18 protein-coding genes are annotated in these 18,088 nt (G+C 60.9%); 10 read left to right on the forward strand and 8 right to left on the reverse strand.

The features are described 5' to 3' along the window. Window positions 1-519 precede the first annotated feature (519 nt). The 3 genes from E3N85_RS09825 to E3N85_RS09835 are packed head-to-tail and all read left to right on the forward strand — an operon-like array spanning window position 520 to window position 4,768. Window positions 520-1,101 carry a PadR family transcriptional regulator gene (locus E3N85_RS09825; RefSeq protein ID WP_134462736.1) on the forward strand — a complete coding sequence of 194 codons (582 nt, stop codon included), beginning with the start codon at window positions 520-522 and terminating at the stop codon, window positions 1,099-1,101. Further along, window positions 1,098-1,868, forward strand: a complete 771-nt coding sequence (locus E3N85_RS09830; RefSeq protein ID WP_134462738.1) for an ABC transporter ATP-binding protein — start codon at window positions 1,098-1,100, stop codon at window positions 1,866-1,868. The genes E3N85_RS09825 and E3N85_RS09830 overlap by 4 nt, the downstream gene beginning before the upstream one ends. Before the next feature lie 14 nt (window positions 1,869-1,882). Further along, on the forward strand, window positions 1,883-4,768 hold the full coding sequence (locus E3N85_RS09835; protein WP_134462740.1) for an FtsX-like permease family protein: 2,886 nt from the start codon (window positions 1,883-1,885) through the stop codon (window positions 4,766-4,768). A gap of 244 nt (window positions 4,769-5,012) precedes the next feature. Here E3N85_RS09835 and E3N85_RS09840 read toward each other — a convergent pair whose 3' ends face one another. From E3N85_RS09840 to E3N85_RS16340, 4 genes are all read right to left on the reverse strand, one after another. Continuing rightward, window positions 5,013-5,339, reverse strand: coding sequence for a hypothetical protein (locus E3N85_RS09840; RefSeq protein ID WP_134462742.1), 327 nt, complete (start codon window positions 5,337-5,339; stop codon window positions 5,013-5,015). Between the two features lie 402 nt (window positions 5,340-5,741). Further along, window positions 5,742-6,458 carry a hypothetical protein gene (locus E3N85_RS09845; protein WP_134462744.1) on the reverse strand — a complete coding sequence of 239 codons (717 nt, stop codon included), beginning with the start codon at window positions 6,456-6,458 and terminating at the stop codon, window positions 5,742-5,744. A 327-nt stretch (window positions 6,459-6,785) separates the two neighbouring features. Beyond that, complete coding sequence (locus E3N85_RS09850; RefSeq protein WP_241978418.1) at window positions 6,786-8,063, reverse strand: LCP family protein; 1,278 nt, start codon at window positions 8,061-8,063, stop codon at window positions 6,786-6,788. A 50-nt stretch (window positions 8,064-8,113) separates the two neighbouring features. Then, window positions 8,114-8,257, reverse strand: coding sequence for a hypothetical protein (locus E3N85_RS16340; protein ID WP_166783924.1), 144 nt, complete (start codon window positions 8,255-8,257; stop codon window positions 8,114-8,116). A gap of 690 nt (window positions 8,258-8,947) precedes the next feature. Between E3N85_RS16340 and E3N85_RS09855 the strand changes: the two genes are divergently transcribed. Beyond that, window positions 8,948-10,159: an LCP family protein gene (locus E3N85_RS09855; RefSeq protein WP_134462746.1), complete on the forward strand. Its 1,212-nt coding sequence runs from the start codon at window positions 8,948-8,950 to the stop codon at window positions 10,157-10,159. A 120-nt stretch (window positions 10,160-10,279) separates the two neighbouring features. Here the strand turns inward: E3N85_RS09855 and E3N85_RS09860 are convergent, their stop codons facing one another. Continuing rightward, entirely contained in the window at window positions 10,280-10,804 is a 525-nt protein-coding gene (locus tag E3N85_RS09860) for a hypothetical protein (protein WP_134462748.1), read from the reverse strand. Between the two features lie 682 nt (window positions 10,805-11,486). Here E3N85_RS09860 and E3N85_RS09865 point away from each other — a divergent pair. Beyond that, window positions 11,487-12,230 (forward strand): NYN domain-containing protein, encoded by a 744-nt coding sequence (locus E3N85_RS09865; protein WP_134462750.1) that lies wholly within the window; start codon window positions 11,487-11,489, stop codon window positions 12,228-12,230. Between the two features lie 95 nt (window positions 12,231-12,325). Here the strand turns inward: E3N85_RS09865 and E3N85_RS16805 are convergent, their stop codons facing one another. Then, window positions 12,326-13,465 carry an IS3 family transposase gene (locus E3N85_RS16805; protein ID WP_134462752.1) on the reverse strand — a complete coding sequence of 380 codons (1,140 nt, stop codon included), beginning with the start codon at window positions 13,463-13,465 and terminating at the stop codon, window positions 12,326-12,328. After that, window positions 13,462-14,109, reverse strand: coding sequence for a tetratricopeptide repeat protein (locus E3N85_RS09875; protein ID WP_134462754.1), 648 nt, complete (start codon window positions 14,107-14,109; stop codon window positions 13,462-13,464). The genes E3N85_RS16805 and E3N85_RS09875 overlap by 4 nt, the downstream gene beginning before the upstream one ends. A 340-nt stretch (window positions 14,110-14,449) precedes the next feature. On the opposite strand from E3N85_RS09875, the gene E3N85_RS09880 reads away from it, so the two are divergent. The 5 genes from E3N85_RS09880 to E3N85_RS09900 all read left to right on the forward strand — a co-directional run bounded on the left by E3N85_RS09880 (window position 14,450) and on the right by E3N85_RS09900 (window position 17,528). Further along, window positions 14,450-14,707, forward strand: a complete 258-nt coding sequence (locus tag E3N85_RS09880) for a hypothetical protein (protein WP_134462756.1) — start codon at window positions 14,450-14,452, stop codon at window positions 14,705-14,707. A gap of 290 nt (window positions 14,708-14,997) precedes the next feature. Beyond that, the gene (locus E3N85_RS09885; RefSeq protein ID WP_134462758.1) at window positions 14,998-15,216 is read left to right on the forward strand and encodes a hypothetical protein; all 219 of its coding nucleotides are present in this window, start codon (window positions 14,998-15,000) and stop codon (window positions 15,214-15,216) included. 553 nt (window positions 15,217-15,769) lie between these two features. Further along, window positions 15,770-16,351 (forward strand): hypothetical protein, encoded by a 582-nt coding sequence (locus E3N85_RS09890; RefSeq protein ID WP_134462760.1) that lies wholly within the window; start codon window positions 15,770-15,772, stop codon window positions 16,349-16,351. Next, on the forward strand, window positions 16,314-16,886 hold the full coding sequence (locus tag E3N85_RS17165) for an RNA polymerase sigma factor (protein ID WP_134462762.1): 573 nt from the start codon (window positions 16,314-16,316) through the stop codon (window positions 16,884-16,886). The genes E3N85_RS09890 and E3N85_RS17165 overlap by 38 nt, the downstream gene beginning before the upstream one ends. A gap of 132 nt (window positions 16,887-17,018) precedes the next feature. Then, on the forward strand, window positions 17,019-17,528 hold the full coding sequence (locus tag E3N85_RS09900; RefSeq protein ID WP_134462764.1) for a tetratricopeptide repeat protein: 510 nt from the start codon (window positions 17,019-17,021) through the stop codon (window positions 17,526-17,528). A gap of 35 nt (window positions 17,529-17,563) precedes the next feature. Here E3N85_RS09900 and E3N85_RS09905 read toward each other — a convergent pair whose 3' ends face one another. Beyond that, window positions 17,564-18,082: a GNAT family N-acetyltransferase gene (locus tag E3N85_RS09905; RefSeq protein ID WP_134462766.1), complete on the reverse strand. Its 519-nt coding sequence runs from the start codon at window positions 18,080-18,082 to the stop codon at window positions 17,564-17,566. Window positions 18,083-18,088 lie beyond the last annotated feature (6 nt).

The following is an 18,088-nucleotide window of genomic DNA, read 5'->3' on the forward strand; positions in this document are numbered from 1 at the left end:
GGGCTGAACGACCTTCTCGAGGTCGGACCACCAGCTCGGGGCCCGGGACTACTCATAGGACTATCGTCGCGCACGGCAATCAAAGACGGGCTGGACATGGTGATGATTCCTGATTCTCGCCCTACGTCACACGGCGGACTTGCTGTTAGCTACTGGCCTCACCCAACCCTGGCACGTAGGGAGGCGGCAGTTTCCGATAAATGGCTTCGTTGGACCCAGACCTCGTAGTGTCGCCCAAGGGAGAACCTCATGGCAGCGTACTGTGTCGAGAAATCGTGCACCGTCACGCTCGTGGAATTGCCCGTCGGGCAAATGTTCCGCAGCTTGCACGACATTCGTTGAAATTCCTTAAAGCCGCAAGCGGAACCCTCTACGGGACGCTCGAACTTCGCGCCTATAAAGCTGGTGCCACCCGCTCGTCGAGTGCGGCTCGGTCCTTAGCCGATTCGCCGCTCGATCTGGGCCAATGGTTACTTGGTAACATGTATAGTTACCGAGTAACTATCTGATTGGGGTTTCATGTCGGTGAAGCATGCATTGTTGGCATTGTTGTCGCGGGGGCCTTCCACGACCTACCAGCTCAAGAAAGATTTCGACCACACCACCGGGCAGACGTGGCCGTTGAACATCGGCCAAGTATCGACAACGTTGCAGCGCCTCGCGCGCGACGAGTTCGTGCAGAGAGATGACGTGGGCGATTCAGGTGCGGACCCATGGCAACTCACTGCTACCGGTCGGCTTGAGTTGGAGGATTGGTGGAGCCGCCCGGTGGATCGTGAGCAGCGAGGTCGCGACGAGCTCATCATGAAGCTGGCGTTGGCCGTGGAGACACCCGGGGTGGATGTGACCGTGCTGGTCCAGCGTCAGCGCTCCGCGATGCAGCAAGTACTGCATGATGTGACGCGAGTTCGACGAGCGGTCGCGCAGGAGGATCTTGCCGCGCGACTCGTCCTCGATAGCCACATCTTCACCACCGAGGCGGAATTACGGTGGCTCGACGCAGTGGAGGGTGAGGTGGAGAAGGCCCGCATGCTTCCAGTGCCTTCTTCGTCGGCGACCTCAGCCACGGTAGTTCCCGTACCGGCGAAAAGTATTCGATGAAGCTCCGCCGAAGTAGGACAGCGCCGCAGGCGGTCGGTTCAGACGTGAGACGGCCGGTTCTGCAGTTGATTCGGGTGAACCGGACGCATGGCGCGGGCGCGACAGAAGTCGTGTCTCTCTGCGACGCCGATCTGACAGTCAAGGCAGGTGAGTTCGTCGCGATTATGGGCCCGTCAGGATCGGGCAAGTCCACCCTTCTCAACCTCGCCGGAGGCCTCGACGTGGCCACGGCCGGCGAGGTACTCGTCGAGGGCGCCGATCTTGGGGGGATGAGTGTGTCCGAGCGTGCAGTGTTACGGCGTCGTTCAATCGGCTACGTCTTCCAGGACTTTAATCTTCTTCCTGCCCTCACCGCGGTCGAGAATGTATCGTTCCCTCTTGAACTCGACGGGTGGTCGTTGCGGCGTGCGCACGCCGCCGCCCGCGCGGTGCTCGACGAAGTCGGAGTAGCCGATCTAGCCGATCGTCGCCCGGAAGACATGTCCGGTGGGCAAGCTCAACGGGTGGCGATCGCACGAGCGCTGGTCGGTGCTCGGCGGCTCTTGCTGGCAGATGAACCTACCGGAGCGTTGGATTCCGCGGCCGGGACCGGGATTCTGCACGTGTTGCGCGAACGCGCGGACCGCGGAGCATCGGTGGTGATGGTGACGCATGAAGCGCGGTTTGCCGCTTGGGCGGATCGGACGGTGTTCCTTCGTGACGGGCGCGTCGTCGATTCCACTCGCCCGTCGGATCCGGCGGACCTGCTGGTCGGTCTCGCCCAGTGAGCGGCCTTCGGTTTGTGAGTTCCGTCTGGGGCCGATCGCGTGCAGCCGTGCGTCTGGCCCGCCGCGATGCCGCCCGCCACCGTGCCCGCACCATACTGGCGACCCTTCTGGTGGCTTTGCCCATCGCCGCTTTGATCGCGGGCACGGCGTTGCTGAGTCCTGCGCCGCCAACTCGGGACCAGGCACTGGCTGGAATCCCGGATGGGGTGCAGGCGGTCATCACGGCGACTGCTATCAGCCAAGACAACGCACCGATCCCCCAACTGCCGGAAGGTGCGCCCGGCCCGTGGATCGATGACCTCGAGCAGATTCCGGCAGGCGAAGCCGAACTCACAGGTTCGCTGTCGTCCGGTGCACGCCTCCTGCAGTATTGGAACGCTCCGCGGCTTCTGGTAACGACGGGCATCCCGTTGTCCCCCGGCGAGGAGGCCAAAGCCGGCGTTGGTATCACCGCCGATACAGATCTCGCCGGTATTGCGACGACGGACATGCAGGAAGCCGACAGCGAGGCCCTCACGTTGCTGATGCCGGCCCTGACTGCTGGAACGGCACCGGCCACGAAAGCCGAAGCTGTCATTACGTCGTCGCTCGCCGATCGGCTGGGACTGGGGCTGGGCGACGAGATCGCCGTTGTCGCGCCGCCATCGACTGGGTGGTACAGCTCCGACGGACGTATCGGTGACGTCGTGGCAGACGCCCAACGCGGCTATCGCGTCTCCGGAATCGTGGACGACGAGGCCTCCCATGTTTGGGCCCACAACGGGTGGATCTCGCGCATGGCCACCGACGACAAGGCCGGAGTGGACGGGCACTGGCTGGTCGTCGGTGACGAGCCGGTAACGTGGGCGCAGGCCAGGTCCATGAACCAGCTGCAGGCCTTCGCGGTCTCGCGTCATGTGCTGACCGAATATCCCGCCGATAGCGAGCTCTATCCGGTTCAGGTCGATATGAACGCCGTGCTGCTCCAGATCGCCGGAATCGTGCTGACCGGGGCGCTAGGCACTGCACTCGTACTCATGCTGGTCACTCCAGCCTTTGCAGTGTCCACCGACCAATCGCGGCGCACACTAGGACTCGCCGCAGCCACCGGGGCAACCCCGGCGGACCTGCGCCGCATCGTCAACGCCCAGGGCACGGTCATTGGCGCCGCAGGCGGTCTCCTCGGTGCGGCAGTCGGCGTTGCAATCGCATTCCTTATTGATGGGTGGATCCCACCGGGACAAGACTTCGCCCGGTCCTTTCCCTGGTGGATCGTTCCGACCGGGATTGGGATCGCCACCCTCCTAGGACTCATCACGACTCTCATTCCGGCCGCCTCCGCGGCACGACTTCAACCCGTCGACGCGCTCAAGGACCGCCCGACGCCCCGTCGACGTACCAAGCCCGGCCGCGCAAAGTTCTTCGCCATCGCAGGGCCGGTCGCGATCCTCGCCGCGGCTGTCGCTGGCGTATTGAGCCTCGCCGGAGTCACCCCAACACCCGAATACACGACCCCGGGCACCGTTCCGGCGTCTGCAGCGATCTCGGCCGTTCTGCTCGTAACGACCGTGGTTCTCGCTATCGTCGGAATCCTGCTGCTCGTCCGCGCGATGCCGTCCCTGGGCGCACGCGTGGCCAAACGTGCCCCCGTCGCCTCACGCCTGGCACTGCACGACGCCAAAGAGCACCGGTCCCGTTTCGTGCCAGCCGCGACAGCAATACTCGTCACGGTTTGTGCCGCGTCCTATTTCATCGTCGTAACCGGCTCGATGACTGCAAACGATCGGGACCGCGTTGGCGAGGTGGTTCAGGGTGGAAGCCTGGTCCTAGGCACCGACATCCCGATCGGTAACGAGATCGACAGACTCGTGATCACCGACACGATCGACGCGCTTCGTGACGCACTCCCAATCAATGGGCACGAACCCATCTACTCAGCCTCAATCCAGCGAGATGCGTCGCTACGGTTCGGAGCCGTACAGCCGCTGAATCGCGTCTGCCCGGAAGGGCTCTACCCCGATACGGCGTCATCCACCGAAATCGGTGCCCCGTTGGTCTGCACCCCAGACATCTTGGCTTACAGCCCCAGCCTCTCGGTGCCGTGGTGGGGTGGCACCGATGCAGGGATCATGGACAGCGACGCGCTCCTGGCCACCGGCATGGACGGAGCAGCGGCCGCTGCCGCCGTGCTGGAAGACGGCGGCATCGTCGTCAACAATGCTGCGCGACTGTCCGCCGACGGCACCGTGCGCGTCGCTCTGTCCTCGGACCCCCTGCCCACTGAAGAAAACGCGGAACAGTTCGTCGAGCTGCCGGGCGCATTTCTACGCGGCTTCGCATTCGCCGCCACAGTCAGTCCCGATACAGCGACCGAAATTGGCGTCACGGACTGGGAGTACGTCGGAGAGATCGTCACCGCTGACCCGGAGCTCACACCCGCCCAACTCACTGAAGCACGCACGACGATCAAGCAGCACACCTCACTCGTGCGCATGACCGAAGCAAACAGCTATCGCGAATGGGGGCGAGATAGCGCGCTCATTCCTATCGCCCTACTCGCAGCCCTCGCCGTCGCCGCCAGCGCTATCTCCCTACTCCTCGCAAAGACCCAGTCCCGCCGCGACGTGACGACAATGCTTGCCGTAGGCGCGACAAAGCGCTTCCTGCGCCGATTCACCCTCAGCCAGGCTATTGTTCTACTCGCTGCCGGCGTCCCACTGGGCTTTGTCGCCGGCATCGCTCTCGGCACGTACCAAATCGCATGGAACCGCGCCACCGGGATCGGCGGCGCCTGGATCGAAACAGTGCCGCTCTGGGGGCTTCAAGCTGGTCTCGGACTCACCATCATCGGGGCAAGCGTCCTAGCCGTCCTCCTGATCGGACGGCCAACCAACACCCGAATCACCCGAACGATCGACTAACCCGTCACCACCAAACTGACCATCACATCAACGCACACCACACGATCCACCGCCGACTCCGCGGCGATAGTTCACATGAGAACACACCAACCACTTTCCCGTCCCGAAAGGGGAACCCTCAACGGGACGCCAGGAGCTCTGAACCCGTCTGTTCGCGCGCGAGCTGAGTCAACATGAAAGAAGGGTGACCGGGTTGCGAAAGCTCGGGGTCAGAAACCCCGACCGGGGAGCATTACGGCCTGGCTCAATCCGTCTTCTGCGGAATCCACTGCGCGAGGTGGTCACTGCTTACGTAGTACAGCAGTCCGTCCCTGAAAACGTAGCCACCGCGCGAAACGTTGATATCTACTTCGGGTTCCTGGAGATATCCGCTCATGGAGGCGTTGGCTTCGGATGCTCCGAGATTGATTAGGTCGGACTTCTTGGCTTCCCATTCTTCAGCTGTCATCTCAAGTGCGGCGAAAACGGCGACCTCGCCGCTGTTGGGCACACCCTGTTCGCAAACGAGGCCGTCGTTGTCGGCCATGAAATGCATGTTGTCGTTCCAGGTGCTGAATACGATCGGCTGCATTCCCCGGGCCGTAAAGTCCTCATACGCGGCGGGGAGAAGGAGCGTGTCGCAGTCGATTTCGACGGGAGCGTCAGTCGCTTGCGCCGTCGAGGTCCCTGATGCCGAATCGCCAGTGATTGGAGCCGAGGCTGCGCACCCAGTCAATGCGAAAATGGCTACAAGTACGGTCAAGTTTCTGGCACCGGACAGCCCGTCCCCAAGTTTCCCCATCTCTCCACCGTATCGTCATAGTGACATCGATGTGGCTGCACGAACTTCTGACCCTGGCAGTTGCCTCGCACGGAGGCCCGTTGAGTAGCCCTCTACGGGACGCCGTTCACTGGATAAGTGAACACACTCTGTTGCGCGTGATTCGCGGTCCCATGGACCGAACCGGCCGCTAATCCGGTCGTGTCGACTTAGCTAGTTCGTGGATCGCGTCCAGGGGCTCACGCTCTCCAGCTGGACATTGACGACGCTGGGACCAGCAAGGAGAGTGCCAACAGCGGTGAAGTCTTCCTGAGGGAGGATACTGTCGGTCGGGTCGATGCCGTTGAACTGTCGAACGTTGACCCGCCCCGAGTTTAAGGACGAGAAGATGGCCGGTTGCTCTGCGCCCGCGTACAGATAGGCGTCGTAGCCGCCGGTCTCGGGTAGTGCGGGAAGGGCCGAAATCGGTGACACGGTAATGGACCAGTCACCCGCGCCGGGCCCGACGGTGATCCAGCCCGCCGGGCCAACGGTGGAGTCCAAGCCATAGGCGACACTGGCGACATCGCCTTGATAGTCAGCCATGCCAGCCTCGTGATACGTACCGTCTTCACCATAAACCTGCGCGCCGGACTGCTCATTGGCATAGTGGCCGGGTGCCCACGTGATTGTGTAAAAGCCAGATTTAGCGTCGTCGGGAAAGACAATTTTATCAGCGCCGCTGCCTGTGACGGTGAAGGCCTCGAACGTCCCGAAGGTCTCGTCCGCCCACGCCTGAGCAGAATCCTGCGCAGTAGGGTCATCCGTCTGGGTGGGAGTCGATGAGGCTGACGATGATGAATTAGGTGCGACGGTTTGCTCCGCTTGACAGCCTGACAAGATAACAGCCGCTACGGTCGCTGCGGCCAAAACAAATGTCACACGTTTCATAGAATCCCCTTGGTATTTATCGTCTTCTCCGCCTTGAGATGACGTCGTTGGGCTGCGCCTTGGCGACCCACTGTTTCAGATTGAGTTTCGCACTGCCTAAGTTCGTTACACAATTCGACAGTTGTGGTCGTGTGTGCGAGGTCTAAGCGTGGGCTGTGGCCCTGATGCAGGCTCTTCAACTTGCGCCGTGACCTTAGACGCTGTCCGGACGAACAGAGAGTCCCGCAAAGGGAAAACCCTCTTGCGGGAATCTGATGAAAGCCACCACTGCATCTCGAGAAGCGACACCCGGTCGCGGTGCCTTAGCTCTGGCAACACAATTCGAATTTATCTAAGGGCGGTGGCGATCAGGCTGCGGATAGAGTCGTAGTCCGGGTTCTGCGGGTCGACGCCATTGTCCGGAACCAGCTCGACGGTACCCACCGGTAGGTTTCTGGTCTTGCCTGCCAAGTGGGTGAAGTAGCCGAGCATTCCCTGCGGTACGTCGGTCTTGACGACCTGCTGGCCGGCCTGGGCTACACCCTGAAATTTTGTGAGCACGTTCGCCGGGTTGAACTGTTGGAGGAGCGCGTCCTGCAGGATGCGCTGGCGGGCCATGCGGTCGTAGTCGCTCGTTCCGTGCCTGGAGCGGGCGTACCAGGTGGCGTGGTAGCCGTCCATATGCTGCTTGCCCGGCTCAAACCACTCGGCAACACCGTTCAGTGCCTCATCGCCTCCGAGCGGAACACGGTCGGTGACAGTGATGTCCACGCCGCCGAGGGAGTCGATCAGGTCGGAGAAGCCTTGCATGTCAATCAGCACGTAGTACTGAATAGTGAGGCCGGTGATTCCACTGGCGGCGTCGCGCATGCCTTCAATGCCTGGTGCGCTGTTGTCGGCCAAGGCGTTCAGGTACATATCCGGGCTCTTCAGGGCGACCTCGGTATAGATCGAGTTGAGCATGCAGACATCCACGGCGCAGCGATTCCCGTAGCCGTCCGGGTAGACCGCATTCAATGGCGAGTCTGCCGGGAACGGTACTTCTTCGAGGTCCCGCGGCAGGCCAATGATGTCCGCCTGTCCAGTTGCAGCATCAATGCTGACGACCGACATGCTGTCTGGCCGCATGCCTTTCCGATCGGCACCCGCGTCGCCGCCGAGGAGCAGGATGTTGTAGCGGCCGTCCACGGCCGGCTCCGACGGTCCAGCCGCGAAAACCGAGGACAGGAAATCACTGGCCGTGGTAGCCGCCGAGGCACCATACCCGGCAACGCCCACCACGGCCGCCAGTACAACACTCGCTAGACCCGCGATAAACGGGCGCGCCCGGGGTCGGGCCTTGACCAAACGCACTAGCCGGATCGTGTCGACAGTTAAGACAACCCACACCGCGGCATAGAACACCATCACGGCGGCGATGATCCACAAACCAATGGAGTTACTAGCAACGGTGAGCAGCATCTCCGGATTCATCGCATATGCGGCGCCGGTCACTACAACAAGGGCGAGGAAACATAGGGTGGCACGGAGGCCAAACCGGCCAAGGGCCCGACTACCGGCGAGCACTTGAGCGGAGCCGGGGATGAAGATATTGAGGACGACGAGCCACCAGGCCCGCCGGGTCATGAACGTTCGGGATCCCAAGTTCGGGTACCGGATCGGGCTCCTCGCGCTGATCATCGTTTCGCCCGCAGTGACGTGTACTGCAGTTCCATATGACGGGCGAGGAAGGCGACCTCACCTCGTTCGACGACAAGGCTCGTCCAATCCACGGCGAATTGCACGTTGTCATTCCAGATGCTGACTACTACGGGCCGCATTCCCACCGCTCCAAAGTCGTCATACGCGGCAGGGAAGAGGAGTATGTCAGGGTCGCTTTCTCCGTGAGACGCAGCTACTGGAGGGAAAGAAGTTCCCCAGGCCCAATCACCGGTGTCTGAAGCCGAGGCTGTGCACCCAGTCAGCACGAGATCGTGGCAAGTACGGCCAAGTTTCTGGCACGGAACAGTGCACCCCCAAATTTTCCCCATGCTTGCACCGTATCGCTACAGCGAAAGCAACATCGACTTCGGGGCAACCGCACCGAACTTCTAGCGCTGCCGGGAGCAACCAAATCACTGTTCGTGGACAGAACCTTCACAATCTGTCTCGGATCCTCCTCCGGTGACATTCAGGTTGGACCGGTTGATTCGGAACCACGCACAGCGTCCAAAGGGTATTAGGAAGCGAGTCTCAGCATCTGCGACCTCAAGAAAGACCCACTGACGGATTGAGTTCCAGGCCAGCCTGAGGAGGATTCCCCTGGCCAGCATCGCGCACAGCAACTCCAGTCTCGGTAACGAGGGCCCCGTCCGTGCGCCACAGCCATCGCCGTGGAAAGCGGTAACCTCGGGAGGGCCCAGCGCCACGTCGAGGGGCATGATCGGTCTAACGCAAAGAGATGGTTCGGTCACAGACCGGGCGCAAGGGGACGGGGCTTTGTGGTTGACGCGAGCAGACGATGCAAACGGATGATCGGGATCGCACGTCATGGGCGATTAAAACGCTCGAATCCGTACGCCACCGCCCTCAAACTGGTGGCGGCCGTGCTGACCGTTGCCGTGGTCAGCACCTCAGCCGTGGCTGCTGTTGCGGTGTGGAGCTTCAGCAAGACGGTCGACGACAACGCCATCGACATCACCGGTGGCGACACGGCAGCGCCCGTGCCACAGCTCGAAAGCTACGAAAACGGCTTCAACATTCTCATGGTGGGCGTCGACAACGATGCAACTCAGAGCGCGGCGTACGGCGACCGCGACGGCACCCTCAACGATGTGAACATTCTCGTGCACGTGTCCGCAGACCACAGCAACGCTGTCGTCGTGAGCATCCCACGCGACCTCATCGTGGCGCACCCCGAGTGCACCGACGTCACGACCGGAGCCGAGTTTTCGGCGATGGCCGCCCGCCCCGTCAATGAGGCCATGTCGCGTGGCGGGCTACCGTGTGTAGTCAAGACCGTGTCCAAGTTGACGGGACTCACCATCCCGTATGCCGGACTCATCTCGTTCAACGGGGTCGTGCGGATGAGCGACGCCGTCGGTGGAGTGCCGATCTGTTTGGATGCACCCATCAACGACGACTTTGCAGGCCTGTATCTGCCCGCGGGCACGAGCGTCGTCGCCGGAGACACCGCACTGGCGTTCCTGCGGAGCCGGAAAGGCGTCGGCGACCAAAGCGACCTGGCACGGATTTCCTCCCAACAGATCTACATGGCCTCACTCATGCGCACGGTGCAGGGCAACGGAACACTCACGAGCATTCCGACCCTGATCAACCTCGCCAACGCGGCGGCCACCAATATTAAACTGTCGACGTCCCTCGCCAATATTGACACCATGGTATCGATGGCCCTAGCCCTCCAAGACATCGACCTGGATCGGTTGCTGTTCGTGCAGTATCCCGGCACGACCGGAGACTCCCGCTTCCCCGGCAAGGTCGTTCCCACGGAAGCGGTGGCTGCCGACATGTTCACCAAACTCGCCACCGATGAACCCTTCACCCTCCCCAGGACAACGCCAACACCGGCACCAACACCGGATGCACCGGTGCCGGTCGAAACGTCAACGCCGGCTCCGAGCGAAAGCGTCGTCCCCACCCCACAGCCGACCGTTCAAGCGTTGAACGGACTCACCGGCCAAACAGCGCAGGATGACTCGTGCGCCCAAGCCGCCACCGGGTAACAGAGATCACACCGCGCAATAAAACGGACGAAATAGACGTAGGTGTTTCCAACCCGCCACGAACAATACCTTGTCCTTCACCTGTGGCGTCCCGCAAGCCGAACCTCCTGAGGTGCGTCGTCAGACTCTGCAGTACGCCTGCTGGAACCCGAATACCTCTATGTCGCGGAGAAGCTTCAGCTGAGCCTGAGTCTGCGCATCCGGTGCGCCCCACACGGCGTCGTACGCGTTGACGACACGCTCCGACCACTGCTTCACGCTGTTGGTCGGGGACTCCCCCGCCATCGCGCTCATCAGCTTCTTCGCCTCGGTCTGATCTTCTTCATCCGCGGAGTAGGTGGGTGCGGAGAAGTCCACAGCGATATTGCACACCTTCTGGAACGCCTCGTCCTGTTGCTGGTTCGCATACACCGCATTCACCTCGGCCGTGCGGGCGTCAGCGACCACCGCAATCTTCAGACCTTCGTCCACGGTACTGCTCACCTTCGCTTTCGCGGCAGCGACGTCGAGGTCTTTGAACTCGTCGACATGCGCGCCGAAAAACTTCACGATCGTCTGCCCGGCGGTCTTAGTCGTTTGCCCGGAAATAGGGCAGCCCGTAAGGAGCAGGGATACGGCGGTCGCGACCGCGAACGCGCCAAGCATCTTCGGAGATTTAAAAGCAGACATCGGGAGTACCGCCTCACGCGCCGCCGTTGGCGCGACATTCAGGATACTCGCGTCAGGTGCTGCTGTCACCCCGTTACCTTGTTCGTAACCTCGGATGGTGTGAATATCTGAGGGAGTTGGCCTGTCGGGTCCGGCATGATTGTTGCCCCCAGTCGTTAATAATCCGGGGGGTGTTGTCACCGGACTCGATTGGCGTCGGGTGATCGCTAATAGGGGCTCGACTAGGCGCAAAGCCGAGGTCGTTCGTAACGTGGATGCCGAGACTTGACGCCGTAGACCAGGCCACGAATTCATCCTCGCCGGCGTCGTCGAGCAAGCCACCGAAGTACCCCGATACAAAGCCGCGCTACAGAGTCGCGGCCTGCTTATGTGCCGATTGGAAGCCGACGCCTCCACTCTGATGAGAAGACTCAGCTTGCGCCACGCCGACAGCCCGACCGAGCTTGATTGGCACTTGCGGCGCGCGGGAGAGCTCGCAGCCGTCCTCCAGTCCGCGGCCATCGATCACTTCGTCATGGACACTTCCGGAGGCGCACCAATGGTGACGGCAACGAAGGTCAAGGAGAAGGCGGGTTGGTGAGGGTACGTTCGAACTGTTCCCAAGGGAACCCCGAGCGGGCGGGGCCAATTATTGGGCGCGGACTGCCATGCTTGTCACATGGTGCAGCCGAACGATCTCCTCGCCGTCCTTGTCGACGCTGACAACGTGCCGCCTGCAAAGATCGGTGCCGTTCTCGCCGAGGTTGCACGTTTCGGCACTGCGTCGGTCAAGCGGGTTTACGGCGATTGGACCAAGGCGAACTTGAGCAGTTGGAAGCCTGTCGCGAGCGAGCACGTGATTCAGCCGATGCAGCAATTTGCCAACACGGTCGGCAAGAATGCGACCGATAGTGCACTGATCATCGACGCCATGGACCTGCTATATATGCGTCGATTCCGCGGGTTCTGCATCGTGTCATCCGACAGCGACTTCACCCGTCTCGCGTCCCGTATCCGCGAAGAAGGCGTCATCGTCTATGGGTTCGGAGAGCGGAAGACGCCCGAAGCGTTCCGCAACGCGTGCGATCGATTCACATACCTCGATGTGCTCGAAGTGCTCGATGAGGCCGCAGTGGAGAGCGCCGCTGCGGCGCTCACGCGCATTCTGCCCCCGAAACTGCGCGGCGACACGAAGCTTATCTCCGGGCTACGGATAAGCGTCACCACCGCATCGGGAGAGGACGGATGGGCGAACCTTGCCACGGTGGGCCAACTAATGCGGAAGCAACAGCCCGACTTCGACTCACGAAACTGGGGCTACACAAAACTTTCCGACCTAGTTCGAGCGACGGAACTCTTCCTCATCGAGACTTGGCCCGCCGGCGGACTGCAAGTGCAAAACAAAAAGAAGAACGGTGACTGAACCGGTAGCGACCGGGGCGAGAGCACGAGCGCTGCAGTCGGTACTCATTCAGGCCGATCCCATGAGCTCCCAACGCTGCCCGAACGGGGAACCCTCTACGAGACGAGGGGCGTCACCCTTGGGGAGGAGTCCGATTCTGTACTGGGCAGTTCGCCCGCATACCCGCGCAAGGACCTTTGGTAACTCTCCAGGGTTGGCACGAGAGCGAGTAACGCGGTCCGGAGGGCGTCTCCGTAGCGCCCCTCGTCGTACAACGCCAGCGCCAGAAATGCCTGGCGCGCAGGTTCATCAACGGCTGACATCGGCGCCGCTTCAAGCATCGATACCGCTTCTGCAGTGGCCTTGCCCCCGGTTAGTGGACACGGGTTAAGCGGCGAGTTGAACTTCCGCGGTCTTTGAGGAGTATTGCAGTTCGAAGTCGACTGGGCTGACTTGCCCGATTGAGGAGTGTCGGCGCCGGCGTTGTAGCGGTCCTCGATCCAGGTTCCGACTTCGCGGGTGGCTCGGTCGCGGGTGGGCCACACTCGGCGGTAGTAGAACTCCGTTTTCAGCGTCGCGAAGAAGCTCTCGGCCATCGCGTTGTCCCAGCAAATACCGGTCAATCCCATCGAGCGAGTGATGCCATTCTTGATCGCGAACGCGGTGATCTGGGCCGAGGCATATTGAGTGCCGCGGTCGCTGTGGAAGATGACGTGCGCCGGCCTCTCTCCGCGCAGTGTCATGGCCATCATCAGGGCGTCTTCGATCCTCATATGAGCGGCGATGGCCCAGCCGATCACCCGGCGGCTGTGGGCGTCGATCACGGTCGCCAAGTAGACCCATCCCTCCCAAGTCCGCAGATAGGTGATGTCACCGACCCAGACCTGGTTCAGCGCCCCGGTATCCCATTCCCGTTTGACCGCATCGACAGGGTAAGCGTCGGCGTGGTCAATGATCGTGGTGGTCTTCCACTTCTTCGGGCAGATGCCCACCAATCCGAGGCGTTGCATGGTTTTAGCGACGGTCTTGCGTGAGATGGTTTCCCCGTCAGCACGGAGGTCCGCGAGGATCCTCGGCGAACCGTAAACCTCGTCGGAGACACCGTGGAACCACGCCACTTTCTGCTCGATGCCCTCTCTCCGAATCATGCGGCCCGACGGCTTCCGGTCGACCCAGACGTAGTATCCCGATCGGGACACCTCGAGCAGGCGGACCATGCGGGTGATGGTGAAATTGGTCTTCTCCGCCAGAATCAATTCGAACGCTTTACGCTCGTATCCGACGCTTCCTGGGCGAAGAAGATGGACGCTTTTTTTAGAAACGCCCGATCAAGTTTCAGGTCCGCGTTCTCTTTCCGCAACCGGAGCAACTCAGCCCGTTCCGACTCCGTGACAGCGGTCTCGCCGGTATCGTTCCGGGCCTTGAAAGCGCTGACCCACCGGCCCAGCGAGGCCTCGTTGATGCCGAGCTCGCGCGCCACAGTCGCGACCGCCCTGCCGGTGTTAATCACGAGCTTCACGGCCTCGTCTTTGTACTCAGGAGTGAACTCCCTGCGTGTCTTTCCCATGTGAACATTCTCTCTTGTGAGGTGTCCACTCAACGGGGGCAAGGCCACAGATTCCCCCACGTTGCGCAGCGTGCTCGCCAATTGAATGAAGACTCGCGTCGCCCGTTCCCCTTCGAGCCCTGCCTCGAGCGCAGCTCGATACAACGGGATCGCTTCAAGCTCCAACCCCAGAGAATCGTATGCGCCACCCATCTCGAACATGGCAGCAGCATCACCGGCCGGGCGATCCGCTACGAGTGATCGCATCCTTGATATTGCGTTCTCCGGATCTGACTCGTCGAAATCATGCTCGTAGAAGTCGTCGATCCTCTGGTCCCAAGCCGCATCAATCATAGGTTCAGCCTCCCATAGGATCGATTGAATTCCTCTAACTGCTGCCGCTCGTACCGTCCGCCGTGCCCATATGCGGAACGCCTTACCGGAACGCGCCGTGTGCCAGCGCACGATGAGGGCGTCGACGTTTCTGATTGCGGTCAGCAGTGGGGTTGTGTTCCTGATTGCACCTGCCCCTAACGGGGCCTATGCGTGAACGGCAGACGGGCATATCGTTTTGTCTCGGCCCGGTATACCGTGAGGCGCCGTCGCGTGTCGGCCACTGGCTCGCACGGTGCCTGCGTTGGGCCGTGGGGGTAGTTTCGTGTCCGCGTTGAACACCATCGAAGCAGGTCACTCCATGATCAAGAAATCCGAACGAACTTATGTCGGCATCGTGCGTCGCCTGACTGGCGTCCTCGTCGTCTTCAGCGCGGTATTGCTCGGTCTAACTGCTTCCCTCGTCTATGTGCAACAAAACCCTAACGTTGACGCAGCTCTCTTCTACTCTGTCTTTGGAGGGCTGGGGATCTGCGCGGTGATATTGATGGCGTTCCAATTCATACTGATACACCAGTTGAGGGCCTTGAAGACTCGTCCGGAGCCACCTGGTAAATAGCTCAACTGCCTCAAGACGCAGAGAGTTGTACTTGTCCCCGTCCCCCTGCTCCGCGTCAAAAGCAAACTCGCCGTCAGCTACAGGCCCCACCAATAGGGGAACCCTCTGCGGGACGTGCGCGACTTAAGGCACCGCTCGGCACGACCAACGTCCTGCACTGCGCCCCGTTGATTAAGACGCAGTAACTTGGTGGAGGTTGTCACACGCACAGAGCTCCGAGGTGACTACTCTGGAGCGGTGGCACGTCGGTATTGAGGATTCCACGGACCCACTTCGAAGAGGAGTTTCCTATGGAAGATGTGTCTGGTAGAGACGCTGAGACGTCGGGCATGCGGCCCGCGAAGTTGAGCTTCCTTATCACGCTGGCCATGCTGGGACTTGCTGCCATCCTTGTGGGACTGGTCATCGGCTTGAACGAAGCCCCCTGGGGATTTGTGATTGCTGGCGTGGGGTTGGTCCTCGGAATAGCAAGCACAATCGCTCTGGTGATGTTTCATCATGCTCACTAGCAGGCTCTTATTTCGGGCGAATGTTGCGGCGGGCAACGACAGGGTTGCCGGCCAAGCCATTGGCACCGCCTAGCATTGCGACGGTCCGTCGCAAGTCGAACGACAACAACCGTCTGCCGGAAATATTCATAATTAGTGGTCTGGTCACCTTTGTGACCTTTGGGGCGCTCCTTGTTCTCGGGATTCCTTAAGGAGGCTCTGCGGTGCCACCACTCATGATGGGGATCGGACTGATCAATTCCATCGGCAGCGTGGTCGTCCCGGTCGTGCGCCGACGACATACGCGACATGACCTATCCGGCGATGTGCCGCCACCAAATAGCCTGGGCATCACAGATCGATCGCTCGTGCTCCGTTCCGTATGCCGAACGCCGAGTGGGACCGGCGACACGACTTTCCGCATCGCCCGCAGCAGGGTGTGCGATGGGTGATGAGCTGCGGTAGCTTGCAGACTTCTGTGAAGATCGGGCGTTCGGGTTGGTGTTCAGCAGTGCAACGATTCGCCGCATGCCGGGAATGTAATAGGTAATGACTCGCCCGGAAAGGAAAGACGATGAACGATACCGAACTCGATGACCTGTTCTCGGCCTCGATTGCACCGCTACCAGCCTCCCTTACACGGGAGGCGATTTCACTTGCAGTGGAGACGAAGCCGCCCCGTTCTCATCGCGGACGGATGCCGCGCCGTCGCTGGATGATTCCAGTGATCGTTGTCGGTTCGCTGACCGCTGGCATGACCCTCTCTACGTACCAGTTGTCCGTCTGGCCATGGGTGGCGATGCCCGAAGGGAACACCCGAACGATCCCTATCCCCGTTGACTTTACGACGGAAAGCGGCCATTTCGAGAGCTGCCGTGCCTACGTTGAATTGCGCAACTGGAGCGACTCGAACCTCGCCGCGCTGAACGACGCAGTCAGAACAACCGACTGGACCGGATTCGGTCAGCAACTCTACGACGAGAGCGCCACCGTCGACGACGGTCCCGACGGCGAAAGACGCGTGGGCCAAGCGTTGACGCCGGCACTCTTCGAGTTCACGAAAGCAGTTATCCCCGGCGTCGTGGTGTTCAACGAACCGGGAAAGGGCGTCGGCATCGATGCGGTCGGTATGTCGTGCCGGTTGGATAACCCGTGAGCGCTCGTACGGAGGACAAACGCTCCCGGATAAGCCGTGCCGTCCCCGAGCACGCGCCGGCGCTTCTGGCGTATTTCGCACGTCGAATCGACCCCCCCCTTACGATGCCGCGGATCTGCTCGCTGAGACCTTACTGATTCTATGGAAACGCGCGAATAGGCTCCCCGCCGACGATGACGAGATTCGCCCTTGGATGTTCGGTATCGCCCGTCACGTCCTTCTTCATCATCAGCGCAGCACCGCCAGGCGTAAGGCACTTGCCGACCGACTCCGAAGCCAAATGTCGTTAGTGGAGAGACCAGGCTTCTCCGACTCCTCGACGTTCGACGATCTCCATGATGCGATACGAAAGCTTGACCAGACGGATCGAGACATCATCGGCCTGCACCACTGGGACGGATTATCACTTGTAGAGGTCAGTCGAGTGCTTCGAATGAACGAGGGGACCGTGCGAAGCCGCTATCACCGGGCTCGTGAACGGCTTCGACACGAACTAGCCGCGACGACAACGATTGTGACGCTCGCCAATCCCTGATTCATGAGCAGCCTCTCAATAGCGACGCTCAGCGGGACCAAATCGCGTGAAGCCAACCATGTCGACGTCTGCGCTGAGATGCCCGTAAGCCGAACCCCCAGTGGACAACCGTCGTGAGGGCACAATGGACGGATGACACTTGATGAGGAGCTCGACCGGATCTTCACTGTTCGCGATCGAAATAACATGCAGCCCACAATCGATGCGCTGCTGCCAATTTTGGCGGAACACCCGGCTGACGCTCGCGTGCTGTACGAAGTGGGTGGCGCTTACGACACTGCCGGCGAGGAGCAGACCGCGCGATCGTTCTACGAGCAAGCCCTTCGGGCTGGTCTCTCGGGTGATCTGCTGCGCCGATGCTACGTCCAGTACGGATCTACGCTGCGGAATCTCGGCGAGTTCGCTAGGTCGGTGGAAGTCTTCGAGCGTGCCCGACAAGACTTCCCGGATTCGCCATCGCTAAGGGTGTTCCAAGCGATCTCCCTTCATGCTTCCAGCCGCTTCGATGAGGCTGTCGCTGCGTTGCTCGAAGTGGTTGCTGAGGGTGTCGAGTCGCCAGATATTGAACGGTATAAGCCATCCATCCGGGGTAACGCCGCCTACATCCGGTCCCTCACGACCTCCACGCTGCCAGCGAAGTAGCACAACGCCCGTTAGCGGAACGTTCAACGGGCGCTCTAGGGTTGCTGGGATTCCCAGCGAGTTTCGCCATCCTTCTTCGACGAGGTCGGGTGGAGGGCTTGATTTTGCGCCACCTTCATGGAGGCCTGATGGTCGGGATGAATGTGCGCTGTGAGGAAGCGGACTCCGTGTGATCGCAACCAGGCGACCATCGCTTGAGCGGCCTCAGACGCGATTCCTTGCCCTTGCCAGTTTGGTGAAATGACCCAAGCGATGTCAGCCACGAGATTCGACCCGTCGTCTTCGACGGTTGCTTGTACGAACCCCACCGGTTTTGCTAAGTCTCGCTCAATGACAACCCAGTTCAGCCACCACTGCGAACCATCTTCAGAGTGCCCGACGCTTTGTGTGGCATAGCGTTTTTCCAGCAGCTTCAGTGAGGGTATTTCTCCGCCGGTGTAGTCATAGAGCGAAGTATCGGCCAGAACCTCGATCATCGCAGCCGCGTGCTCCACCGACAGCGGTTCCAACAAAAGTCGTGCAGTAATAATGGGTTCAGTTGTGGGCCAGTCCATTCTTTG

Source organism: Cryobacterium sp. Hz9, from assembly GCF_004402825.1.
GTDB lineage: Bacteria > Actinomycetota > Actinomycetes > Actinomycetales > Microbacteriaceae > Cryobacterium > Cryobacterium gelidum.

Coding starts and splice junctions, on each gene's coding strand:
- E3N85_RS09830 (WP_134462738.1), top strand. CDS start 1,098: ATGAAGCTCCGCCGAAGTAGGACAGCGCCGCAGGCGGTCGGTTCAGAC.
- E3N85_RS09900 (WP_134462764.1), top strand. CDS start 17,019: ATGACACTTGATGAGGAGCTCGACCGGATCTTCACTGTTCGCGATCGA.
- E3N85_RS09880 (WP_134462756.1), top strand. CDS start 14,450: ATGATCAAGAAATCCGAACGAACTTATGTCGGCATCGTGCGTCGCCTG.
- E3N85_RS09865 (WP_134462750.1), top strand. CDS start 11,487: ATGGTGCAGCCGAACGATCTCCTCGCCGTCCTTGTCGACGCTGACAAC.
- E3N85_RS09855 (WP_134462746.1), top strand. CDS start 8,948: ATGATCGGGATCGCACGTCATGGGCGATTAAAACGCTCGAATCCGTAC.
- E3N85_RS09860 (WP_134462748.1), bottom strand. CDS start 10,804: ATGCTTGGCGCGTTCGCGGTCGCGACCGCCGTATCCCTGCTCCTTACG.
- E3N85_RS09875 (WP_134462754.1), bottom strand. CDS start 14,109: ATGATTGATGCGGCTTGGGACCAGAGGATCGACGACTTCTACGAGCAT.
- E3N85_RS09890 (WP_134462760.1), top strand. CDS start 15,770: ATGAACGATACCGAACTCGATGACCTGTTCTCGGCCTCGATTGCACCG.
- E3N85_RS16340 (WP_166783924.1), bottom strand. CDS start 8,257: ATGCGGCCCGTAGTAGTCAGCATCTGGAATGACAACGTGCAATTCGCC.
- E3N85_RS09850 (WP_241978418.1), bottom strand. CDS start 8,063: ATGACCCGGCGGGCCTGGTGGCTCGTCGTCCTCAATATCTTCATCCCC.
- E3N85_RS09825 (WP_134462736.1), top strand. CDS start 520: ATGTCGGTGAAGCATGCATTGTTGGCATTGTTGTCGCGGGGGCCTTCC.
- E3N85_RS09840 (WP_134462742.1), bottom strand. CDS start 5,339: ATGCAGCCGATCGTATTCAGCACCTGGAACGACAACATGCATTTCATG.
- E3N85_RS17165 (WP_134462762.1), top strand. CDS start 16,314: ATGCGGTCGGTATGTCGTGCCGGTTGGATAACCCGTGAGCGCTCGTAC.
- E3N85_RS09905 (WP_134462766.1), bottom strand. CDS start 18,082: ATGGACTGGCCCACAACTGAACCCATTATTACTGCACGACTTTTGTTG.
- E3N85_RS09885 (WP_134462758.1), top strand. CDS start 14,998: ATGGAAGATGTGTCTGGTAGAGACGCTGAGACGTCGGGCATGCGGCCC.
- E3N85_RS09845 (WP_134462744.1), bottom strand. CDS start 6,458: ATGAAACGTGTGACATTTGTTTTGGCCGCAGCGACCGTAGCGGCTGTT.